The organism is Lentzea jiangxiensis (assembly GCF_900104175.1).
Taxonomy (GTDB): domain Bacteria; phylum Actinomycetota; class Actinomycetes; order Mycobacteriales; family Pseudonocardiaceae; genus Lentzea; species Lentzea jiangxiensis.
In genome coordinates this window covers 85,611-105,427 of record NZ_FNIX01000007.1, presented here as the reverse complement: position 1 = coordinate 105,427, position 19,817 = coordinate 85,611, and the positions used below count along the sequence as shown (strand labels likewise).

Sequence of the window (19,817 nt, the reverse complement as noted above, 5' to 3'; positions counted from 1 at the left end):
AACTGCTGGAGCCGGTTGAAGCAGCGCTCGACCATGTTGCGTGCCTGGGAGAGTTCGGGGTCGAAGGCCGGTGGCCTGCCGCCGGCCGAGCCCTTGGCCTTGCGGCGAGCGAGCTGGTCCGTGTGCTCGGGGATCATCGCCTTGAACGGAACCTCGCCAACCGGCGTCAGGGGCGTCCGCCTCGGCATTTCCGCCCAGGGCCTGGGTCAAGGCGCCCCCGACCTGATCGCTGCCCGCCCGGAGATGATCACTCGCTGCTCGGAGGTGCGCGAGTTCGCCGCCAGCTTCAGCCCGCTGCGCAAGAAAATCCTTCCCGTCGACTGACCGGCCGCAGACGACAGCCGCCTGCCTGATCACGCAGTCATGGACCGAGCCAGGTCTTCTGCGCACGAGGTCCACCATCGTTGAGGCAGTGCGCAGATGGCTGTTCCACGGATCGGAATCTGTCCTCATCCTGACGGTCGTTCTCGTGTTAGAACGTCGAACCGGGAGCGGAAGCGCTGGTTTTCGCCGACGATCACCGAGAACGACGGGGTGCGTGACATCTGATGTGCGGAGAGCCGATCGTCGGATTGTGCCCCGGCCAGGGCGCGTACCGGCCGGGCGTGCTCAGCCAGGCGTGGGCGGGCGGGGACGAGGTGGTCCGCGAGGTCTTCGCCGCCGTGGACGAGGCCCACCGCGCCCGCACGGGTCGCACGGTCAGTGCCTTGGTGTTCGCCGACCCCGCGCCCTCCCTCGAAGACCTGGTGGCGCACCACGCCGACGAGCTCCAGCTGACGATCTACGCCACCGCGGTGGTCGCGCACCGGGCACTGGCCGCCAGGGGCGCCACCCCGGATCTGCTGCTGGGACACAGTCTCGGGGAGATCTCCGCACTGGTCGCGGCAGGGGTCTTCTCGGTAGCGGACGGCGCGGCGATCGTGTGTGACCGCAATGAGGTGCTGCGCGCGCACGCCCCTGAAGGCGGCATGCTGGCGCTGCGCTGCGGACGTGACCGGGCCGAGCTCCTGGTGACCCTCCTCGCCGCACCCGGCCTGGTCCTGGCGGTGGACAACGCCGAGGAGCAGAGCGTGCTGTCCGGCCCGGCCGAGGACCTCGCCGCCGCGGCCGAGGTGGCGCGGGCCCTGGGGATCGCTGCCGGCCCGCTCGGCTCCCCGTACGGCTTCCACCACCCGGCACTGGTCCCCGCCGGACGGGAGCTCACCCGGCGGGTGGCCGGCTACCGGCGGCACCCGTTCGCCGTGCCGGTGCACTCCCCCATCCTCGGCAGGCGCTACCGGGACGGCGACGACCTGGCCGCGCTGCTGGGGCTCCAGCTGTCCCAACCGGTCGGCTTCCGCGAGACGCTGGCCCGGCTGTCCGCCGACGGCGCACGCGTGTTCGTCGAACTGGGCGCGGGCGAGGTGCTCACCAAGCTGGTGCGCGGGGCCCTGCCCCTGGCCTCGGTGGTACCCACCTTCGCCGCCCCCGGGCCCATGTCGGACCTGGACGCGGTGGCCGCGCACCTCGCGGGTGTCCCGGTGCCGCGCGCGGAGGCACCCCGGCCGGTGGTGCCTGCGGCACCCGAGCCGACAGCGGCACCGACAGCGGCACCGGCACCGGATCGCACGGCGGCGCTCGCCCGGCTGCGGGAGCTGTACGCCGACACCCTGGAATACCCGGTGGAGGTCCTCACCGAGGACGCCTCCCTGGAGGCCGATCTCGGCGTGGACTCCCTGCGCCAGACCGAGCTGATGACCCGGATCCGCACCCTGTTCGACCTGCCCGCCCCGCCGCCCGGCTTCCGCGGCACCGAGCTGGACACGCTCGGCAAGATCGCCGACTACATCACGGCCGCGCGGCCATGACCGAACTCGACGGCCGGATCGCCCTGGTCACCGGGGGCGCGGGCGGGGTGGGCAGCGCGGTGGTCGAGCTGCTGGCCCGCCGGGGCGCGGTGGTCTACCTCAACTGCTTCCACTCCTACCCGCAGGGCAAGGAGATCGCGGCCCGGCTCACCGCCGAGGGCCTGGACGTGCGGCTGGCCCGTGGTTCGGTCACCAAGCCCGAGCACGTCGAGTCGATCATGGCGACCATCGGCCGGGAGCACGGCAAGCTGGACATCCTCGTCAACAACGCCGCGCTGGGCCTGTTCGCACCGGGACTCGACCTCGCCGAGGAGGACCTGGACCGGGTGCTGGCGGTCAACTTCCTGGCGCCACTGCGGTGTGTGCGGACGGCCCGGTCCCTGCTGCTGGCCAGCGGCTCGGCGAGCGTGGTCAACATCTCCTCCACCGGCGCCCGGATGGTGCTCCCGGACTACCTGGCGATCGGGGTCACCAAGGCGGCCCTGGAGGCGATGACCCGGTATCTGGCGGTGGAGCTGGGGCCGGCGGGCGTGCGGGTGAACACGGCCTCGGGCGGTCTGCTGGACACCCCGGGCGGCCGGATGTTCCCCGGCCACGAGTCCTTCGCGCGCAGCATCGTGGACAGGACCCCGCTGGGCCACCGCATCGGCGAGCCGGACGAGTTCGCCGAACTGGTCGCGTTCCTGGCCTCGCCCCGCTCCCGGTGGATCACCGGGCAGACCATCGACGCCGACGGCGGGGTGCGGCTGATGTGCGGCTCGGTGTCCGAGCCCGAGCCCGCCCTCTTGCCCGAGCCCGCACCCGTGCTCGAGCCCGTGCCCGTCCCCCTGCCCGAGCCCGAGATCGGCGACCCGATCGTGGTGGTCGGCATGGGCCTCGCCGTCCCGGGCGCGTCGAGCCCCGACGAGTTCTGGCAGGTGCTCAACGACGGCCCGGAACTGTTCACCGAGGCGCCGCCCGAGCGCTGGGTCACCGCCGCGTTCACCCCGGGCCGGGGCGACGTCCCGGACAAGGGCAGCCAGCCGGCCTGCGGCCTGATCACCGGTTTCCAGCCACACCCCGAGCTCGCCGCCGAAGGCCTCGCTGACAACCCGGCCACCGACTTCGGCCTGCTGTGGCTGCGGCACAGCCTCCACCAGGCCCTGGAACAGACCACCACCAGGGCGACCGACCGCTTCGCCTTCTGCGTCGGCCTGACCGCCGACGGCAGCCAGCACCACTCCGAGGCCCAGGTCCTGGCCGCGCTGTCCGATGCCCTGGACGGTCCGCTCGGTCAGCACCTGTCCGCAGAGGACAAAGCTGCGATCCGGGCCCGGACCCGGACCCGGTTCCGCCGGGGCACGGGCGAGACGGCGGACTCGCTGCCACCGGCCATCGCGGCCGGGGCGATCCGGGGCATCCTGCCCGAGGACTCGGCCGTGCACGTGGTGGACACCGCGTGCTCCTCCTCGCTGTACGCCCTGGACCGGGGTGTCCGCGAGCTGCGGGCCGGGCGCTGCGAGGTCGCCGTCTGCGGTGGCGCGGCGGCCATGCAGGTCACCTACATGGTGGCCTTCGCCAAGATGGGCGGACTGTCCCCGACCGGCCAGGTCCGCTCGCTGGACGAGGACGCCGACGGAGTGCTGTTCGCCGACGGCGCGGCCCTGGTGGTGCTCAAGAAGCTCTCCCGCGCCCAAGCCGACGGGGACACCGTGCTCGGCGTGCTCCGAGGCGTTGGCCTGTCCGCTGACGGCAAGGGCAAGGCGATCAACGCCCCGGCCAGCCGAGGCCAGGTCCTGGCGGCCCGCCGCGCCCTGGCCAAAGCCGGTACCGAACCGGGCGAGGTGGACGTGGTCATCGCGCACGCCACCGCGACCCCCGCCGGGGACAGCGCCGAACTGCTGGGCATCGCCGAGGTCTACCCGGCGGACCGGCCGCTGACGGTGGTGTCCAACAAGTCGGTGATCGGCCACACCGGCTGGCCCGCGGGTGTCGTCTCACTGATCCATCTGCTGCTGTGCCTGCGCCACCACGAGATCCCGCCGCAGCACCGGTTCACCCGGCTGCCCGCACACCTCGTCGAACACGCGCCCATGGTGCGCGTGCCCCGGCAGCCCGTCGACTGGCTGCCCACCGGCCGGGCGCGGACCGGCGCGGTCTCCGCCTTCGGTTTCGGCGGCACCAACGCGACCGCCGTGGTCTCGGAGTACCTCCCGGACCAGTGGCAGGTCCAGGCCCGGGAACCGGTCCCCCGGCAACGGCTGGCCGTCGTCGGGTGGGCGGCGCGGGAACCGGCGGACGGCGCGGCGGGTTTCGGCCCGGTGTACCCGATCCCGGACCTGCCCGGGGTCCCGTTGCCCAAGCCCGTGCTGCGGCGGATCGACCGGGCCCAGGTGCTGGCCATCGAGTGCTGGCGGCTGCTGCCCGAACCCGTGCGCGCGCTGTGCCGGACCCACCGGGACACCACCGGCGTGCTGTTCGGCCAGCTCGGGCAGACCGGCGCGATGCAAGGAGCCCAGCTGCGCGTGCACTTCGACGACCTCCGCGACACCGTGCGCGACGAGGTGTTCCTGGCCGGGCTGCGGGCCGAGCTCGACCGCACCTGGCCGGAGATCAACGCGGACACCCAGCCCGGCGTGATGCCCAACGTCATCGCCTCGCGGGTGGCCAACCTCGCCGACCTGCACGGTCTCAACCTCGTCGTGGACGGCGGAGAGGCCTCGCTGCTCCAGGCGTTCGAGAGCGCGGGCTGCTACCTCGACGGCGGCGAGCTGACGCTGGCGCTGGTCGGCGGGGTCAGCGCCAACCCGTACCGGGCGGGCGCCGAGGGGGCCTACCTGTTCGCGGTCACCACCCCGGAGCTGGCGCGGGCCTGGCACGTCCCGGTGCTCGCCGAGCTCGACCGAGCGGAGGCGAGATGAGGCTGTCCGGTGCCGAGGGTGCCCGCGAACTGCTCGAGGTGCTGACCGGGAAGTCCGAAGGACAGGTCGTCACCCGGCCCGCCCTGCCCGGCGGACGGACATCCCGGCTGCGGGCCGCCGCACCCGGACGGGCCACCGTGCTCCAGCGGCACGTGGTGTGCTGGCGGCCCGATCCCCGGGTGGCCGAGCCCGCGCCCTGGCCACTGGTCCCCGAGCACACCCTGATCGTGCTCGGCGAGGGTGTGCCGGACGGACTGCTCGACCCGTTGCCGGACACCACCGTGCTGCGACCGGGCACCGAGGTTCCCGGTGGCCACCGGCATGTGCGGGTACTCGCCTGCCTGCCCCCGGCCGGCGAGTGGCCGGCCTCCTCACCCGAGGCCGTGCTGCGGTTGCACGACGCCTGTTTCCTGGCGGCCAAGTCGGCGGCCGGGCTGCTGAGCTTCCACGTCGTGCTCTGCGGCGGGGCCGACGAACAGGGCCGCGTGCACCCCCACGCCGGGCTGTTCACCGGGCTGGTCAAGGCCATGGAAGTGGAACCCGTGCTCGCCGGAGCACACTGCCGGGTGCTGCTCACCTCGGCCGGCCCCGCGCGGGCCACGGCCGAACTGGCCGAGGAAACCGCCGCGCGGCACGTGCTGCCCGGGGTGGTCCGCGCGGGCGGGCTGCGGCTGACCCAGCGCGCGGAGGCGGTCCCGCTGGCCCCGGCGCGGCCGGTGCTCGCCGAGAACGCCGTGGTGGTCGGCGCGGGAGCCGGCCGGGGCATCGGCATGACCACCCTGCTCGGCTTGGCCGCGCACGCCCGCCCCGTGCTGCACGTGCTCGGTACCACCGATCTCGCCGCACACGACCACACCGCGCTGACCGAGGACCACGCCGCGCACCAGGCCCGGCGGCGGCAGGTCCTGCTCACCGCGACGGGCGGGCTCGCCGCGGCCAGGCAACGCCTGGAACGGCTCGCCCAGGCCCGGGAGGTGCACGCCAACCTGGCGCGGCTCACCGAGATCTGCGGCGAGGGCAGAGTGCACTACCACGTGTGCGACACCCGCGACGCCGACGCGGTACGACGGGTACGGGCCGCGATCGCCGGGCCGGTGGACCTGCTGCTGAACTTCTCCGGCCTCAACCGCACCGCGGAGCTGCCCGCCAAGTCGTTGGCCGACTTCCAGCTCGTGCGCGATGTCAAGGTGCACACCTACCGCGCGCTCAAGCTCGCCTTCGCCGGGCAGCCGCCGCGCCGCTGGGTCAACGCGGGCTCGCTGGCCGGGCTGCTCGGCATCCACGGCGAGACCGACTACAGCTCGGCCAACGACTTCCTGTTCACCGCCGCCGCCCGGGCCACCGGTACCGAGGAGACCACCTTCGGCTGGGGCCTGTGGGACGGCACGCCCCGCGCGGCCGATCCCCTGGTGGCCCAGGCGCTGACCCGGCACCTGTCCCTGATGCCCGCCGAGGAGGGCTTCGCGCACTTCCTCACCGAGCTGGCCCAGGCCCGGACCGAGCCCACGCTCGCCTACCTCGGCGAGGTCGAACGCCGGGTCACCGCGGCCCAGTTGCCCCGGCGCACCGCGGTCTGGGCGCCCCGGGAGCGGCCGTTCTTCCTGGACGAGATCACCGAACGCACCGAAGCCGGGCTGGTGGCCCACCGGGTCTTCGACCTGGACCGTGACGGCTACCTGAGCGAGCACCTGATCGGTGGCCATCCGACGCTGCCCGGCCTGCTGGCCGTGGAGATCGCCGCACAGGCCGCGACCGCCCTGGTGCCCGGACGCGTACCGGTCGCCGTGCGCGAGGTGTCGTTCAGCCACTTCCTGCGGGTGCACGCCGGCCGACCCGCGCGCAAGAAGATCGTCGCGGAGCTGACGGCCGGCACCGAGGACGAGTCCGTGGTGCTGGTGCGCATCCTCACCGATGTGGTCGCGCCGGACGGGACGGTGCTGGTCCGGGACCGGGAGCACTTCCGCCTGTCGGTGGTGCTGCGGGACCGGGCCCCGGACTGTCCGGTGCCGGACCGGCTGCCCGTGGTCACCGAACCGGTCCCGCGGCGCAGTCCCTACCAGCTGCCCAACCCGGTCGCGGCGCTGTCCGGGATCTTCGCGAGCTACTCGGAGGTGGACACGGGGGCGCACGCGAACCGGGCGCGGGTGGTGCTGGACGGTCCCGTGCTGGGGCGCTGGTTCGGTGGGGCGCTGCTGCCCGCCGTGCTGTGCGACACGCTCGCCCAGGTGTGCGCGGTCTCGCCCGCGGAGTGGAGCCCGGTGGTGGTACCGCGATCGATCGGGCGGATCGACTTCTACGGCGGCGGCAACGATCTCGCGCACGCTGGTGGTGAACTGACCGTGCTCGGCACCCGGGACGGGGCCTGGGGCGGGGTGCTCGGCGCCGACGGCAGGCTGCTGGTGCGGATGCTGGACGTCACCGGCGAGATGATCGGGTACGTCCACCAGCACACCGGGGAGTTCCGCACCGTCGACGAACACCCCCGGCCGGCCACCGCACCACCCGTGCGGTGGCCGGCGGAGGAACCCGCGCTGCGGCCGCAGCTGCTGGCCTACGACGAGCTGGACTTCGCCCGCCCGGTACAGCGCTGGGTGGAGGAGCCGGTACCGGTACCCCGGCTCAAGGGGGTGGGCGGGCTGCGCGGGCGGAACGTGCTGCTGCTCGGCCTGGACACACCGCTCACCACCGCCGTCGCGGGGTTGCTGAGCACACGCGGCGCGCACGTCACCGTCGCCCGCACCGCTGCGGAGACCACCGCGGCGGACTGGGACGGCATCGTCGACCTCACCCTCACCGGCGCACCGGACTACCAGCTGGGCGAAGAGGCCTGGCGGGCGGCGCTGCTGACCACCACGGCCGCCCTGCACACCGTCTACGACCGCTGGCTGGCCACCCCGGAGGCCGACCGGCACTTCTACCTGACGATCAGCCACGGCGACGGCCTGTTCGGCAGCTCCGGGGAGGCGGTGCCGCAGCCGTTGAGCGGGGCCTGGGCGGGACTGGCCAAGAACCTGATGGTCGAGCTGCCCGGGCTACGTGCCAAAACCGTCGACCTGGACCGGGTGGACGCGGCACTGATCGCGGACGCGGTGGACGCGGAGACCACCGAATGGGACTGCCTGGAAGTCGGCTACCGGCAGGGTGGCCGCTACGTGCCGCACGCCCGGATCGCACCACCTGCCGTGGACGCCCCACCGGTCGGTCCCGGCGACTGCGTGCTGATCTCCGGTGGCGGCCGGGGCGTGGGCTTCGAGCTGGCCAAGGCGCTCGCGGCGACCGGCGCGGACGTGGTGGTGACCGGGCGGCGGGAGCTGTGCGGCCCCGGGGCGGACCTGGACGAGGAAGCCTTCGCCGCCTGGCGCACCCAGACCCTGATCGCGGCAGCGCGCACTCCGGGCGGACTGGCCAGGGGCCGGGAAACGGTGGCCGCCCAGGAGTTCATCCGGCAGACCCGGAACAACCTCGCCGCCGGCCTGCCCATCCGCTACCTGCCCTGTGACGTCACAGACCGCGCGCAGGTGGACGAGATGCTCGCCGCACTCCCGCGCTCCCCGACCGTCCTGGTGCACAACGCCGCCACCTACCGGGGGGTCCGCTTCGCCCGCCTCACCCCGCAGGAGGTGATCGACGCGGTCGCCGTCCGGGTCACCGGCTTCACCACCCTGGTCTCCGCGCTGACCGCACGGGCGAGCCAGGACCGGCCGCTGCGCCAGATCAGCTGCGCCGGGTCGATCTCCGAACTCGGCGGCATGATCGGCCACACCGCCTACGCGGCGGGCAGCGGGGCGCTGAGCAGGCTCGGCCGGTGGACGGCCGGCCACACGGGCGTACCGGTGCACGTCGTGCGCTGGCCGACCTGGGAACGCACCGGCAACATCGTCAGCTACCACGGCGCGGTGCGCTACGGCAGCACGGTACGTCCGGAGGAGGCCACCACCCACTGGCTCGCCGAGCTGGCCGAGGGCACCAGCACGGTGAGCTACTTCGGCAGGCTCGGGGTGATGGCCCGGCCGCACCTCGTCCGCGCCTGGCCGTGGCCCGAGGGCAGCCCGGACTGGCCCAGGATCCGCACCACCCGGTTGCTGCTGGGCGAGGTGCTCCAGTTCACCGAACACCAGCGGTTCGTCACCCGGCACCACTGGTCCCCGGCAGGGGAACCGCACCTGGCCGGAGGCGCGCTGTCCGTACCCGTGCTGCTGGAGCACCTGCTGGCTGCCGGGGACTGGGTACGGCCGGAAGGGCACCCCCGCCAACACCTCACCGTTATGTCCACAGTGGACATAACGCTGGCCGGTCTCCGGCTCGACGGCGACCTGGTGCTGGACTTCACGGCCACCGGCCAGTGGCACGAGGACACCTGGCAGGTCCGCGTAGCCGTCACCGGCACCGAGGGCGAGGTGGCCACGGCGGTACTGCGTTACCGCGACCAGCCCCCTGACCTGCCTGCGCGGCCACCGGGCGCCACCCGGGCGGTGCGCGCGCACACCGATGCCGACCTGTGGTGCGGCGCGCCCGCCCCGGTCGCCTGCCTGCCCCACCCGGCACTGCACGCGCTGCTGGCGCTCCCGGAAACGGCGAAGCGGTTGACCGTGCGCGGTCTTGCCGCCGCCCCGGACTGCCGGTCGGCCGACGCGGTCGGTGGCACGGCGGAGGAGGGCTTCGCCGTCGCGGGCGGGCGTGCGGTTCTGCGCCTGACCGGGGTGGCCGTGACCTGAACCGCCGGTTTGATCACCTCACGGGACGCACAGGGATTTCCCCCTCCGAGGACGGCAATGATCGGTGGAATGAGAACTTGAGCTCCTCGTCTTCTCGGCCAGGCCGAGGAGATGGCCCGTCCGTTGTCCTCGCGGATTCCTGGCCGTGCCGGAAAGGGAGATACGAGGTGAACAGAAAGCCACCCAATCGGACGGCGGCGGGTGCACCGATGTTCGTCGTGGCGATGAATGTGGTCGCCGGCGATGCCGTGTCAGATCCATCAGGCGGATGATATTTTCAACCCGTTGCCTGCGAGGTCGTTCGGCGGCGGGGAAAGGAGCGACCACGTGAAAATTCTGGTGACCGGCGGCGCCAAGGAGTTGGGCAGGGCGTTCAGCGAAGAGCTCGGTGCCCGAGGCCATGAACTCGTCATCACCGGCCGCGACAGAAAAGCCCTGGACGCGGTCGAAGCCGATCTGAACGCCGCAGGGGTGCGGGTCGAGACCCACGTCGCGGACCTGGGCGACCCGCTCGCGACGCCGAAGCTGATCGAGAGCTTGGACGGGATCGACGTGCTGGTCAACAACGGCGCGCTCGGTGGACCTGTCGGGCCGACGTGGCAGCTCGACGAAGACGAGTGGTGGCACACGTTCGAGGTGAACCTCCGAGGCACCGCGTTCGCCACCAACGCGGCGATTCGCAGGATGACGCGGGGCCGGATCATCAACGTGATCAGCAACGCCGGTGTGCAGAGGTGGCCTTACCTCACGGCCTACTCGGTGTCGAAGGCGGCCGTGATCAAGCTGACCGAGAACCTCGCGATCGAGGTGAAGGACAGGCCGGTCGCGGTGCTGTGCTACGACCCCGGCCTGCTCGACATCGGCCTCATGCGCCGTGGCATCGAGCGGAGCGCTGACCCGCGCAATGCGGACGATCCGGTTTGGCCTCGGCTCTCGCGGTGGGCACAGTCCCTGCGAGATCAGGGGAAGTTCACCCCGGTCAAGCAATCGGCCGCCCTGCTGGCCCGCATCGCGGAGGGTGAGTTCGACGACCTGTCCGGGGGTGTGATCACTCAGGAACACGTGTGATCAGGGGCGTCGCCGCCGGACGTCTCCGTGATCGCGTCGCGAACCGGAGGCACACCTTCACCCGGCGGAGGCCGGCTCCTCCGCCGGGTCGCCGGCGAAGCCGGTGGTGACCCCTCGGGAAGGCTGAACGTGGAACAGCCTCAGCACTGTCGTGCCCGCCTGGCGGCCAAGGGACGTATGCACGATCATCACCCGCAGTACGACATCAGCCTCGAAGTGCTGCAACACCCACACCACAAGCCAGTCGCGTCGAAAGAAACTCCGCAATCAGGCCGCCCTGCAGGTGCGGGCACACCCATGGGTGCTTCCGGGCACTCGGTCGGACATCACTCCACCGCTCCACGTTTCGCGGACAAGCGATGACGAGGTGCCCGCCGCAGACGCACCACGCGTTCCGCAGTCCGGAACGACACCACCGTCAACGCTTGCCGTCCGGCATCCTGGCCTCGATTCGGCTGGGACGATGGGAGCGAAATGCGAAAGCGAGCGGTGCCCAACAGCGACATCTCGGTGTCCCGCCTCGGTTTGGGTACCGCCACTTGGGGCTTCGACGCTGACGACACCGATTCAGTGGCACAGCTGCGGAGCTTCGCCGACGCGGGTGGCACGTTGATCGAAACCGCCAACATCTACGGAAACGGTGAAAGCGAGCGGCTCATCGGCCGAGCGCTCGCACGCCACTTCCGCCGCGAGGACTTCGTGATCGCCACCAAGGCGGGGATGGTCATGGGAAGACCACCGACCGTCGACGCGTCGAAGACGCGGATGCTCGCGGAGCTGGAGCAGTCACTGCGCAACCTGCGGGTCGACCACATCGACCTCTGGCTGGTGCACACCTGGGATCGGAAGATTCCGATCGAGGAGACGCTCGCAGCGATGGACGACGCGGTCGCGGCGGGCAAGGTGCGGGCGACGGGCGCCTGCAACTACTCGGGCTGGCAGACCGCGCGAGCGGCGACGATCCAGGAGCTTCGCGGCGCCACTCCTCTGTCGGTCGTCGAACTCGAGTACTCGCTCGTGCAGCGCGGAATCGATCGCGAGGTGCGGCCCGCCACGAGAAGTCTCGGCATCGGCCTGCTTCCCTGGGCACCGCTCGGCAGAGGCGTGCTCACGGGCAAGTACCTGAACGGTGTTCCGGAAGGCAAGCGCGATAGCGGCTTCTACCGGTGGTACGTGCAGGACTACGCGGAAAGCCCACGCGTGGCGAGAATCGTCACGGAGGTCGTCGAGTGCGCACGCGAGCTCGGCGCAAGTCCGATCGAGGTGTCGTTGTCATGGGTGCGTGACCGACCTGGCGTGTGCGCACCGCTGGTGGGAGCACGAACGGTGCAACAGCTTTCCGCATCGCTGTCCTCGGAGGCGTTGGAACTTCCTCCCGAGATCACCGAACGGCTCAACAAGGTGTCTGCGATGCGCATGGGTTATCCCGAGCGAGGACTAGGCTGACGATTTGCTGCGCGGCTCGCAGGTTCTCGGGGCGCCACGTGGGAACGGCAGCGGGATCAGCCTGGCGCGCCTCGACTGCGGATGATCGTAAATTCTTCACAAACGGATTCGCCCATGTGGTCATCCGTGTTCGCAAGTCGATCGATGAATTCAAGCCGAAGTGAGGCTTGTCGACCCCAAGGTGGTGCGCGATGGCCGACGATGTTCCGACCACCGATCCTCGATGCCCCATGCATCTACTCACCAGACGGTTTGTACAGGAACCGTACCCCATGCTGCGAGCGCTGCGCGAGACCGCGCCCGCAGTACCGGTGGAGGCGAACGGCTACCGAATGTGGGTGATCACCCACTATCAAGAGATCAAACGAGTGCTGATCGGGCGTGGCTTCTACAAAGATCTCCTGCCCAGACGCAAAGAACTTTCGGCTCAAACCGTCTTGCTCCCCGGCAAGACCGCACGGATGCTGCACTCTTCTCGCCGCAGCGTGCTTGAACGCGACGGGGCCGATCACCGGCGGATGCGCGCGGTGCTGGACCCCGAGATGTCTGAGGCGACGATTGCGCAGCACGAGCAGGAGATCATCGCGACAGCACGGGAGCTGACCGGCGCACTTCCCACCGGCGAACCGTTCGACCTGGTCACCTCCTTTGCCCGGCCGCTGGTCGTACGCACGATCGCTCGGATCGTCGGACTCGTCGACGGCGAACTCGACGAATTCCCCACGTGGGCCAATCTGATGGTCACCGGCAACTCGGTCGCTCAGATCGAAGAGTCGAGCTTGCACCTGTTCCGGTTCGCCGAGCGGGTGGTGGCACGCAAGCGTCGCGAGCCCGGAGATGATCTGTTCACCCGGCTGATCCGGCAGTGCGACGAGGAAGGCAAGTTCGACGAGGATGAGTTGGCCTCGACCTTCATGGTGCTGCTCGTGGGCTCTTGCGAGCCGATCAACGCCATGGTCCACACGCTGCTGGTCCTGTTGCGCAACCCCGACCAGCTGATGCGGCTACGCGAGAACAGGTCGTTGCTGGCGTCAGCCGTTGATGAAGGCATCCGGCTGGAATCACCATTCCGCATGCTTCCACCGCGCTTCAGTGATGAACCTTTCGAGCTTGGCGACATCGTGATTCCTCCGCGAGAGTTCATCGTACCCTCGCCCGCCATCGCGAATCGTGACCCGGATCTGTTCCCCAACCCTGACGTCTGCGACATAGCGCGCCGTTCGCACGGCGCCATGTCATTTGGTCATGGCCCTCACCGGTGCCTGGGGATCGAGCTGGGCAAGCTGGAGACCAGAATTGCGATCGCTGCGCTCCTGGACCGTTTCACAGATATCAGGCTGGCCATCTCCCCCGACCAGATCGTCTGGCGTCCAGGTATGTTCATGCGACGAGCAGACACTTTTCCCGTCGTCTGCCACTGAGATCCCAGCGCGCAATAGCTGACAACACTGGAGTCAGCGCACGTAGATGATGTCGCAGGTGGAGTCGAGAAGCTTCGCGGACATCACCGTGGATTCCCCGGCGGACCCGGCGATCTTGAACAATCGCCCGGCGGATGCCGGGGGAAGGGATGAAGAGCCGGCGATCGATGAGCTCGGGCAGGATGGCCGGCCAACCCGGACTTGGCGCCTGCTTCTCAGCTTGGACAGATAGGTGCCCTTTGGCGCGTGGACGGGGAGACCCTCAGCAGTGGTGCGTCACGCGACCTTGGCCGGGTGGTGGACCCGGATGAAAGACGCGATTCGCCGCAGCCAACGCGACCCCCATTTCGCGCCGAGCAGATCAATTCTGCCAAAATCCTCCCCACAGCGGGCCACAGACCAATACAGACCAGTGTGGACAGTCAGCTCAAGATCGAAAAACGCGTGTGTGATGGGGTTGGCCGGTGGCGCGGTTGTGACAGATGGCGGTGGTAGGAGTTCCTCGACCTCTTCCGCGCCGACGCGATCCGGACGACCGCCCACGGCAAGCGGCTCACCGGCCGCGACGAGATCGCCTCCTTCACCCGCCGGGTCTGGCCAGGCGCGACGAAGGAGGCGACCGCCACCTACGAGGTGGCGCACGTGCTGTTCATCCGCCGGACGTGACGGCCGTGAAGATCCGCCAGCGCCCGATCCGCTCCAACGGCACACCGCTGCCGGACCAGAACGAGCGCTCGCCGCTCTACGTCCTGTCCAAAGAGGACGACGAGTGGCGGATCGCCGCGGGCCAGAACACCATCGTGCTCTGAGGCCTGCTCGCGAGCCGGAGGGGCGGACGGCCTCCCGGTACGCGCCGACGAGGGGCAGCCGCGCGAGGGCTTCTTCTGCGTTCCTACCGGCCCTGCAACGCCTTCACGTTGTCACCGAACGTCCAGCCCCGTGAACCGTCCCAGTTGATCGACCAGGTCATCACCCCCTTGAGCCGGCCACCGAAGCTGTTCCACGCCTGCCCCACCAGCGAAGGGCTCATGTACCCGCCACCGGCACCCGGCTGCGCGGGCAACCCGGGAACCTGCTTGTCGTAGGGCACCTTGATCGTGGTGCCCTGCACGACCAGCCCCTTGTCGAGGCACTGCGTCTGCGCCACGAACCCCTGCACCGTCCCGGCCTGGTAGCTGTCGCCGGAACACCCGTACATGGACCCGTTGTAGTACTGCATGTTCAGCCACCACAGACGCCCGTTGTCCGCGTACTTCTTGATGATCGGCAGATAGGCGCCCCAGATCGAGCCGTACACGACGCTGCCGCCCGTCACGTACGCGGTCTCCGGTGCCATGGTGAGCCCGAACCCCGCGGGCATCGCCGCCAGCACCCCGTCGATGATGCGGACGAGGTTCGCCTGCGACGCCGACAGCTGGTTGATGTTGCCGCTGCCCACCAGCCCGGTCTCGATGTCGATGTCGATCCCGTCGAAGTTGTACCTCTTGAGGATCGGCACCACGGTCGCGATGAACCGGTTCGCCACGGCCGTCGAGCTCAGGTCGATGCCCGCGGTGGCGCCCCCGATCGACAGCAGGATCGTGGCCCCGGCGGCCTTCGCCGCGCACATCTCGGCCGGCGTTGCGACCTTGACGCCCGCGTCCATGCCGTCCTCCCACAGCACCGTGCCGTCGGAGCGGATGACCGGGAAGGCGGCGTTGATCACGTTGTAGCCGTGCTGCCTGATGCGGGCGTCGGTGATCGGGGTCCAGCCGAACGGCGGGTGCACGCCGTTCGCCGCGCCGTCCCAGTTCTCCCAGTAGCCGTGGAGGACTTTGCCGGCAGGGCGGGATTTGAGGGCGCAGGTGTCGGCTGCCCGGAGTTGCGGTTCGGCCTGGGCCTGTGCTCGAGCGGGGATGAGGGTGCTCAGGAGCAGAAGCAGGGCTGTCAGTGCCCTGGGGAACGTGCGGGCTGACATTCGCTCACCTTTCGCTTGCAGGCGGCGACCCTCTGCCAGTGAAGCACGAAATGGTCCAGACCTCTAGCGCGTGGGCGTGCGGAGGGTGCGGTCGCTGAACGGTGACGGCGGGCCATGGCTGCATGAAGACGGGCGGCAATGTTGACTCGCCACCCGCGGGCGAACTCCTCCGAGCCGTGCGACGGAACCGGCGACGCGATACGAGACCGCGAAGCCGCCACCCATCGGCCCCACCGGCCGCCTGCGGCACCGCTTCCGGGTACGGAGTGGGCAGCGCACCTCCGCGCCGGAAGAGGATGTTCGCCGTCTTCGACTGGCCGCAGGCCTGCCGGCGGTCGCACTCGCGGCGCTCGAAGTGGATGTCGTCGAACACCACGGGGCTCGCCAGGTGGCCGGTCGAGCTGACGTTCACGACGCGGGCGCCCTCGGCGCGCAAAGCGGCGAACAGGCCCAGCGTCTGCGACGCGGTGCCCGAACTGCTGGAGAGCAACGACCCCGAGGCGGCGCTGCGGGAGTGGATGAACCGCTTCATCGCCCACCTCACGACCAAGCGCGACCTCAAGGACGCGCTGCAGGCCGTGATCGCCCTGGGCGTCAACCCGTTCGAGCACAGCCGCGCCAAGCCGACCGAGGCCATCACACGGCTGCTGACCCCGCTGGACGTGATGGCGCTGCTGGTCGCGGTCGCCCAGAACCAGGACGCCGATCAGGCGAAGCGGCTGCTCGACCTCGTCATGGCCGGGATCCTCCACGGCGCTGCTCGAACCGCTCGATGATCGAGGGCACCTCGCCGAGCAGGAACTCGTAGAAGTCCCGCATGTACTCCAGCCGTTCGCGGGCGGGCCCCGGCCCGACGGTCTCCACCCCGGCCGAGACGGCGGCGAGGATGTCGTCGATCGGGGCGTGCTGCCTGCCGTACAACGTCGTCCACGCCCGGTCGCGCATCCGGTAGTGCTCACGCCGGCTGCCGGGCGCGGGCGCCCGCTCGACCAGCCCCATCTGCAGCACCATCTTGATCGCGCCGGACACCGATCCCGCGCTCGCCCCGAGCTCCTCGGCCAGGTCCCCGGCGGTCAGCGACGGTTCGTCGGTGAACAGGAACGCCGCCAGCACCCGCGCCGCCATCCGCTGCATCCCCGCACCGCTCAGCGTCAACGCCAGGTGCTCCGCCGCGTGCCTGCGTCCTGTCTCGCCCGTCACAGCCACCCTGTCTTCAGAAATTTCTGAACGTTCGCTAGCCTCGATCCTAAGGGGGAAGGGGCTGGCATGGCCACAGATCTCACAGCTTTCGCGCGCACCGCGCTCGTCGTGGGCACCGGGATCGCCGGCCTCGCCGCCGCGCTCCGGCTCACGCACAACGCGTGGCAGGTGGTCGTGCTGGACCACGGCACCCACCACGACCCCGTGCCGATCACCGGCCCGGACCGCCACGCCGCGCGACGGCTCGCCGCGCTTCCCCACGACCTGCGCTTCGAGACGCGGCACAGCACCGTGACGGCCCTGCGCCCCGACCGCTTCGGCGTCACGGTCGCGTTCAACGACCACGACGACGAGTGGTTCGACGTCGTGGTGTGCGCCCAGCCGTGCTGCCGGGCGGAACGATTACCCGGCCTGGGCGTCGACGCCTGGTCCCGCGACCACGTGGCCCTGCTGCACCGCGCCGTCCGCGACACGGGCCTCCCGCTGAGCGCGGCCGAGCTGCTCGCCGACGCGTTCGACGTGCACACCGACGAGCAGGCGGCTTTCGCCTGGTGGGAAACCACCCTGCGGCCACACGCAATTAGGCGGGCCTTTACCCGCGTCCGGTAACTGTGCGGGTCATGACCACGTTACGGAGACGTACCTTCATCGTGGGCGGGCTCGCGGGAGCGAGCGCCGGAGTTCTGCTTCCCGCGCTGGCCAACGCGATCGGCTACCCGTTCACCCTGGGCGTCGCGTCCGGCGAACCGGCGGCCGACGGGTTCGTGATCTGGACCCGCCTCGCCCCGAACCCCCTGAACGCCGACGGTCTCGGCGGCATGCCCAACACCAGCACCGCCGTCGAGTGGCAGGTCGCCACCGACGAGCGCTTCACCGCCATCGCCCGCACCGGCACCTTCACCACCACCCAGGCGGGCGGGCACGCCGTCCACGTCACCCTCACCGGCCTGGAACCGGGCCGCGAGTACTGGTACCGCTTCCGCACCGGCGGTCACATCTCGCCCGTCGGCCGCACCCTCACCGCACCGGCCGTGGGCACCCAGCCCGAGCTGACGATGCTCTTCGCGTCGTGCTCGCACTACGAGGAGGGCTACTTCACGGCCTACCGCCGCATGGCCGAGGAGCACCCCGACCTGGTCCTGCACCTCGGCGACTACATCTACGAAGGCGGCGCCACCACCACGAAGGTCCGCCAGTTCGCGCCCTCCGCGGAGATCAGCACGCTGGCGAACTACCGGGTCCGCCACGCCCAGTACAAGACCGACCCGGACCTGCAGGCCGCGCACGCCGCGGCGCCCTGGCTGGTCGTCTGGGACGACCACGAGGTCGAGAACAACTACGCGAACCTGATCCGCAACGACACCAACCCCGCCGGCGACTTCAAGGCCCGCCGCGCGGCCGCCTACAAGGCGTACTACGAGCACATGCCGTTGCGCAGCGCCCAGGCGCCCACGGCCGAGAACATGCTGCTGCACCGCAGGGTCCGCTGGGGCAGCCTCGCCACGTTCCACATGCTCGACACCCGCCAGTACCGCAACGACCAGGCCTGTGGTGACGGCACGAAGGTCTGCCCGGCCGCCGACGACCCCGCGCGCACGCTCACCGGCACGTCGCAGGAGACATGGCTGATCGACGGCCTGCGGCAGAAGCTCGGCACGTGGGACTTCCTCGGCCAGCAGGTGTTCTTCGCGCAACGGCTCGCCGCGGCGGACGGTTCGAAGAGCATGGACGCCTGGGACGGCTACACGGCCAACCGCACCCGCATCCAGAACGCGTGGGACACCAACGGCAACAAGGGCACCGTCGTGCTCACGGGCGACGTGCACCGCAGTTGGGCCGCGAACCTCATGCAGAACTACGGCACCCAGAACCGGATCATCGGCACCGAGCTCGTCACCACGTCGGTCACGTCCGGCGGTGACGGCAACGCGGCCGACAACAGCCTCAACCCGACGCTGAACCCGCACGTGAAGTACTTCAAGAACCTGCGCGGGTACGTGAGGACCCGCACCACCTCGGCTCAGATGCGGGTCGACTTCCGCGCCGTCGACAAGGTCACCGTGCGCGACTACCCGGTGAAGACGGTCGGCAGCTACGTCGTCGAGTCCACCAACCCCGGATTGCAGGCGCCGTGAAGACACTGCTGATCGCGAGCCTGCTGCTCGCCCCCGCCCCGATGACGTGGTCGACGGTCAACAGCGACTCGACCGGCGACCAGGACAACGCGTCCGCCTCCTCCTCCCGCAACGGGTACACCGCTGTCGTGTGGGAGGACGACCGCGACACCTCCGCCCCGGAGGACCCGGTCCACTCCGACGTCTGGATCCGCCTCTACCGGGAGGGGACGTCGGTCTACGAGAAGAAGCTGAGCACCGGCGGCACCGGCACGTGGCGGCACTGGCAGCCGGACGTGTCGGTGCGCGAGGACGGCAGCGCGGTCGTCGTCTGGTCCGAGGACCCGGACGGCAACGGCTACTACAACATCGCCGTCCGCTCCGTCAGCGCGAGCGGCAGCGTGTCCGGTTCCGGCACGGCCAACGCGAACTCCGACGGCCAGCAGTACTTCCCGAGCGTCGCGGCCGACCCGGACAGCGCCGGCTTCGCGGTCACGTGGGAGGACAAGCAGGGCACGAACGCATCCACCACCCGCGTGAGCATGTTCGCGTCGATCAGCTCCAAGTCCTACGAGGCGCAGGTCAACAACGCCGGCGGCACCCACGCCAAGCCGCAGGTCGCGATGGGAGCGGCGGGCAACGCGGTGATCGTGTGGGAGGCGGACGCGGACGTCGCCCGCAAGATCGTCACCCCGGCCGGTGGCGTCAAGCAGGCGCAGACCACGACGGGGCAGGGGAAACGCCCCGCCGTGGCGGCCAACTTCACCGGCGACTTCGCCGTCGCCTGGGAGCAGGCCGGGGTGCGGTCGCGGTCGTTCACCGCGGCCGGCGCCGCACGGGGCACCGCCAACGCCGTGACCACCGGCGCCGACCCGCAGGTCGGCATCGACGACCAGCTCGGCGTCGCGGTGACCACGGCGGAGGCGCAGGACGTGCACACGAGCGTCTACAACCCCGACGGCACCACGACCGGCCGGCCGGAGCGGCAGCTCACGGTCTCCAACGCCACCGGCAGGCAGGACGAGCCGGCCGTGGGCGTCGACCCGTGGGGCCGCATCACCGTCGTCTACACCGACGACAACGACGGCAACTCCTACGACCAGATCTACCTGGGCACCGGTCTGAGCACCCAGCGGTGGTGAGTCAGCG

The 19,817-nt window shown here is 70.5% G+C and carries 14 protein-coding genes; 12 read left to right on the top strand and 2 right to left on the bottom strand.

Annotated elements, in window-relative coordinates; all coding sequences use genetic code 11:
* Nucleotides 1-15 precede the first annotated feature (15 nt).
* The 8 genes from BLQ91_RS43790 to BLQ91_RS41485 all read left to right on the top strand — a co-directional run bounded on the left by BLQ91_RS43790 (nt 16) and on the right by BLQ91_RS41485 (nt 14,206).
* On the top strand, nt 16-324 hold the full coding sequence (locus tag BLQ91_RS43790) for a hypothetical protein (RefSeq protein WP_425412507.1): 309 nt from the start codon (nt 16-18) through the stop codon (nt 322-324).
* A 224-nt stretch (nt 325-548) separates the two neighbouring features.
* On the top strand, nt 549-1,847 hold the full coding sequence (locus tag BLQ91_RS20965; protein WP_090098901.1) for an acyltransferase domain-containing protein: 1,299 nt from the start codon (nt 549-551) through the stop codon (nt 1,845-1,847).
* Nucleotides 1,844-4,747 (top strand): SDR family oxidoreductase, encoded by a 2,904-nt coding sequence (locus BLQ91_RS20960; RefSeq protein WP_090098899.1) that lies wholly within the window; start codon nt 1,844-1,846, stop codon nt 4,745-4,747. Before BLQ91_RS20965 ends, BLQ91_RS20960 begins: the two co-directional genes overlap by 4 nt.
* Nucleotides 4,744-9,462, top strand: a complete 4,719-nt coding sequence (locus BLQ91_RS20955) for an SDR family oxidoreductase (protein ID WP_090098897.1) — start codon at nt 4,744-4,746, stop codon at nt 9,460-9,462. Before BLQ91_RS20960 ends, BLQ91_RS20955 begins: the two co-directional genes overlap by 4 nt.
* A 243-nt stretch (nt 9,463-9,705) precedes the next feature.
* Nucleotides 9,706-10,530, top strand: a complete 825-nt coding sequence (locus tag BLQ91_RS20950; RefSeq protein WP_176959865.1) for an SDR family NAD(P)-dependent oxidoreductase — start codon at nt 9,706-9,708, stop codon at nt 10,528-10,530.
* Nucleotides 10,531-11,019: 489 nt separating this feature from the next.
* The gene (locus BLQ91_RS20940; protein WP_342670654.1) at nt 11,020-11,976 is read left to right on the top strand and encodes an aldo/keto reductase; all 957 of its coding nucleotides are present in this window, start codon (nt 11,020-11,022) and stop codon (nt 11,974-11,976) included.
* A gap of 191 nt (nt 11,977-12,167) precedes the next feature.
* Entirely contained in the window at nt 12,168-13,397 is a 1,230-nt protein-coding gene (locus BLQ91_RS20935; RefSeq protein WP_090098888.1) for a cytochrome P450, read from the top strand.
* Nucleotides 13,398-14,068: 671 nt separating this feature from the next.
* Complete coding sequence (locus BLQ91_RS41485) at nt 14,069-14,206, top strand: nuclear transport factor 2 family protein (RefSeq protein ID WP_176959864.1); 138 nt, start codon at nt 14,069-14,071, stop codon at nt 14,204-14,206.
* A gap of 83 nt (nt 14,207-14,289) precedes the next feature.
* Here BLQ91_RS41485 and BLQ91_RS20930 read toward each other — a convergent pair whose 3' ends face one another.
* Nucleotides 14,290-15,354, bottom strand: a complete 1,065-nt coding sequence (locus tag BLQ91_RS20930) for a chitinase (RefSeq protein ID WP_090098886.1) — start codon at nt 15,352-15,354, stop codon at nt 14,290-14,292.
* Between the two features lie 296 nt (nt 15,355-15,650).
* On the opposite strand from BLQ91_RS20930, the gene BLQ91_RS43640 reads away from it, so the two are divergent.
* Nucleotides 15,651-16,130, top strand: coding sequence for a hypothetical protein (locus tag BLQ91_RS43640; protein ID WP_176959863.1), 480 nt, complete (start codon nt 15,651-15,653; stop codon nt 16,128-16,130).
* Here the strand turns inward: BLQ91_RS43640 and BLQ91_RS20915 are convergent.
* Nucleotides 16,087-16,554 (bottom strand): GbsR/MarR family transcriptional regulator, encoded by a 468-nt coding sequence (locus BLQ91_RS20915; RefSeq protein WP_245733698.1) that lies wholly within the window; start codon nt 16,552-16,554, stop codon nt 16,087-16,089. The genes BLQ91_RS43640 and BLQ91_RS20915 overlap by 44 nt on opposite strands.
* A 66-nt stretch (nt 16,555-16,620) precedes the next feature.
* On the opposite strand from BLQ91_RS20915, the gene BLQ91_RS20910 reads away from it, so the two are divergent.
* Genes BLQ91_RS20910 through BLQ91_RS20900 form a run of 3 tightly spaced genes read left to right on the top strand, consistent with a single transcriptional unit; the run spans nt 16,621 to nt 19,810 of the window.
* Nucleotides 16,621-17,163, top strand: a complete 543-nt coding sequence (locus BLQ91_RS20910; protein ID WP_090098882.1) for an FAD-binding protein — start codon at nt 16,621-16,623, stop codon at nt 17,161-17,163.
* Between the two features lie 11 nt (nt 17,164-17,174).
* On the top strand, nt 17,175-18,689 hold the full coding sequence (locus BLQ91_RS20905) for an alkaline phosphatase D family protein (protein ID WP_090099185.1): 1,515 nt from the start codon (nt 17,175-17,177) through the stop codon (nt 18,687-18,689).
* The gene (locus tag BLQ91_RS20900; protein WP_245733697.1) at nt 18,686-19,810 is read left to right on the top strand and encodes a hypothetical protein; all 1,125 of its coding nucleotides are present in this window, start codon (nt 18,686-18,688) and stop codon (nt 19,808-19,810) included. Before BLQ91_RS20905 ends, BLQ91_RS20900 begins: the two co-directional genes overlap by 4 nt.
* Nucleotides 19,811-19,817: the final 7 nt, after the last annotated feature.

What these genes read in the sequence shown, in the direction of transcription:
- BLQ91_RS20965 (WP_090098901.1), top strand. Translation starts at nt 549, where the DNA reads ATGTGCGGAGAGCCGATCGTCGGATTGTGCCCCGGCCAGGGCGCGTAC.
- BLQ91_RS20960 (WP_090098899.1), top strand. Translation starts at nt 1,844, where the DNA reads ATGACCGAACTCGACGGCCGGATCGCCCTGGTCACCGGGGGCGCGGGC.
- BLQ91_RS20955 (WP_090098897.1), top strand. Translation starts at nt 4,744, where the DNA reads ATGAGGCTGTCCGGTGCCGAGGGTGCCCGCGAACTGCTCGAGGTGCTG.
- BLQ91_RS20950 (WP_176959865.1), top strand. Translation starts at nt 9,706, where the DNA reads ATGCCGTGTCAGATCCATCAGGCGGATGATATTTTCAACCCGTTGCCT.
- BLQ91_RS20935 (WP_090098888.1), top strand. Translation starts at nt 12,168, where the DNA reads ATGGCCGACGATGTTCCGACCACCGATCCTCGATGCCCCATGCATCTA.
- BLQ91_RS20930 (WP_090098886.1), bottom strand. Translation starts at nt 15,354, where the DNA reads ATGTCAGCCCGCACGTTCCCCAGGGCACTGACAGCCCTGCTTCTGCTC.
- BLQ91_RS43640 (WP_176959863.1), top strand. Translation starts at nt 15,651, where the DNA reads ATGTTCGCCGTCTTCGACTGGCCGCAGGCCTGCCGGCGGTCGCACTCG.
- BLQ91_RS20910 (WP_090098882.1), top strand. Translation starts at nt 16,621, where the DNA reads ATGGCCACAGATCTCACAGCTTTCGCGCGCACCGCGCTCGTCGTGGGC.
- BLQ91_RS20905 (WP_090099185.1), top strand. Translation starts at nt 17,175, where the DNA reads ATGACCACGTTACGGAGACGTACCTTCATCGTGGGCGGGCTCGCGGGA.